At 65.7% G+C, this 2,408-nt stretch carries 4 protein-coding genes; all 4 read right to left on the bottom strand.

The window, feature by feature from the left end:
- Window positions 1-944 (bottom strand): phosphopyruvate hydratase (gene eno, locus VFL64_RS03335; protein ID WP_489538965.1); only part of this gene is annotated, 944 nt, incomplete at its 3' end.
- Between the two features lie 33 nt (window positions 945-977).
- Complete coding sequence (locus tag VFL64_RS03330; protein WP_489538964.1) at window positions 978-1,271, bottom strand: DUF1330 domain-containing protein; 294 nt, start codon at window positions 1,269-1,271, stop codon at window positions 978-980.
- A 4-nt stretch (window positions 1,272-1,275) separates the two neighbouring features.
- Complete coding sequence (gene kdsA, locus VFL64_RS03325; protein WP_489538963.1) at window positions 1,276-2,133, bottom strand: 3-deoxy-8-phosphooctulonate synthase; 858 nt, start codon at window positions 2,131-2,133, stop codon at window positions 1,276-1,278.
- A gap of 76 nt (window positions 2,134-2,209) precedes the next feature.
- Window positions 2,210-2,408, bottom strand: a 199-nt coding sequence (locus VFL64_RS03320) for a glutamine amidotransferase-related protein (RefSeq protein ID WP_489538962.1), incomplete at its 5' end; no start/stop codon positions are given.

Raw genomic sequence — 2,408 nt, 5'->3', positions numbered from 1 at the left:
AACAGGTCGTCGCCCACCAGCTGCACCTTTTGCCCCAAGCGCTCGGTCAGGATCTTCCAGCCTTCCCAGTCGCCTTCGTGCATGCCGTCTTCGATGCTGATGATGGGGTACTTGTCGCACCAGGTGGCCAGAATGTCGGTCCACTCGGTGGCGCTCAGCACCAGGCCTTCGCCTTCCAGATGGTACTTGCCGTCCTTGTAGAACTCGCTGGCGGCGCAGTCCAGGCCCAGGGCGATCTGCTCGCCGGCGGTGTAGCCGGCCTTGTCGATGGCTTCCAGGATCATCTGGATCGCCGCTTCATGGCTGGCCACGTTGGGCGCGAAGCCGCCTTCGTCGCCCACGCTGGTGGGCATGCCGCGGCCGTCGATGATCTTCTTCAGTGCGTGGAAGACTTCCGCGCCGTAGCGCACGGCCTCGCGGAAGCTCGGGGCGCCCACGGGGATGATCATCAGCTCCTGCAGGTCGAGGCTGTTGTTCGCGTGTGCGCCGCCGTTGATGACGTTCATCATCGGCACCGGCATCTGCATCGCGCCGGAGCCGCCGAAGTAGCGGTACAGCGGCAGGCCGGACTCTTCGGCCGCGGCACGCGCCACGGCCATCGACACGGCCAGCGTCGCGTTGGCGCCCAGGCGGCTCTTGTTCTCGGTGCCGTCGAGGTCGATCAGGGTGCGGTCGAGGAATGCCTGCTCGTTGGCATCCAGGCCCATGATCGCTTCGGAGATCTCGGTGTTGACGTGTTCGACGGCCTTCAACACACCCTTGCCGAGGTAGCGGCCCTTGTCGCCGTCGCGCAGCTCGATGGCTTCGCGCGAGCCTGTCGACGCGCCCGAGGGCACGGCAGCGCGGCCCATGGTGCCGCTCTCGAGCAGCACGTCGCATTCGACGGTGGGGTTGCCGCGGCTGTCGAGAATCTCGCGGCCGACGATGTCAACGATGGCACTCATTCAGTCTTCCTCTGGCTTGGTTTGTGATGCTGTTCAGGCAGGCACGCCGTCGACGACGATCATGCGCATGATGCCGGCGCCTTCGCGCAACGTTCGGGCGTGGGTGTAGGTTTCACTGCTGTAGAAGGCCTTGGCCTTGGCGCGGTCGGCGAACTTGAGCACGATCACCCGGCTGGGTGTCCACGGGCCTTCGAGTACTTCGAACTCTCCGCCGCGCACAAGGATCTCGGCGCCATGCTCCTGCATGGCGCGGGTGCTCCATTCGCGGTACTTGGCCATCTTCTCGGCATCGGTGACGGTGACGTCGGCAATGATGTAGGCGGCCATCGGGTCAGCAGGAGAAGTCGTTCTCGAGGAGTGGCTGCTTCTTGATCACGCGGTCGAGCGCGACCAGCTGCTCCAGCAGCGCCTTCATGTGCTTGAGCGGCACGGCGTTCGGCCCGTCGCTCATCGCGTTCTTGGGGTCGGGGTGCGTTTCCATGAACACGCCTGCCACGCCCACGGCGATGGCCGCGCGTGACAGCACCGGAACGAACTCGCGCTGGCCACCCGAGCTGGTGCCCTGTCCGCCCGGCAACTGCACCGAGTGCGTGGCGTCGAACACCACCGGCGCGCCGGTCTCGCGCATGATGGCCAGCGAGCGCATGTCGCTCACCAGGTTGTTGTAGCCGAAGCTCGCTCCGCGTTCGCAGGCCATGAAGTTGTCTTCGGGCAGGCCCTTGGCCTTGGCGGCCGCACGTGCCTTGTCGATCACGTTCTTCATGTCGTGCGGCGCGAGGAACTGGCCCTTCTTGATGTTGACCGGCTTGCCCGACTGCGCCACGGCGTGGATGAAGTCGGTCTGCCGGCACAGGAAGGCGGGCGTCTGCAGCACGTCGACCACCGCGGCCACGGTGGCGATCTCGGACTCGCTGTGCACGTCGGTCAGCACCGGCACGTTCAGCTCGCGCTTGACCTTGGCCAGGATCTCCAGGCCCTTGTCCATGCCGGGGCCACGGAACGAGGTGCCCGACGAGCGGTTGGCCTTGTCGTAGCTGCTCTTGAAGATGAACGGGATGCCGAGCGCCGAGGTGATTTCCTTCAGCCGGCCGGCCACGTCGAGCTGCAGCTGCTCGGATTCCACGACACAGGGCCCCGCGATCAGGAAGAAGGGCTGGTCGATGCCGATGGGGAATCCGCAAAGCTTCATGACAACCCCCTGGACGCTTGCAGCGTCGGCCCCCCGAGGGGGCGTTCGCCAGACTTGAGACGGCTCGGCGTCAGGCTCATGCTGCCACCTTTTCAGTGCGTGAAGCCTGGTGCGCGAGCGCGGCCTCGATGTATGACTTGAACAGCGGGTGCCCGCCCCAAGGCGTGGACTTGAACTCGGGGTGGAACTGCACGCCCATGAACCACGGGTGCACGTTGCGCGGCAGCTCCACGATCTCGGTGAGCTTCTCGCGCTGGGTGATGGCCGAGATCACC

The sequence above is a fragment of the Rhizobacter sp. genome (genome assembly GCF_035702065.1).
Classification (GTDB): Bacteria; Pseudomonadota; Gammaproteobacteria; order Burkholderiales; family Burkholderiaceae_C; genus Rhizobacter.
Note: the sequence above shows the minus strand (reverse complement) of the source record. Positions and strands in the feature narration are given on the sequence as shown.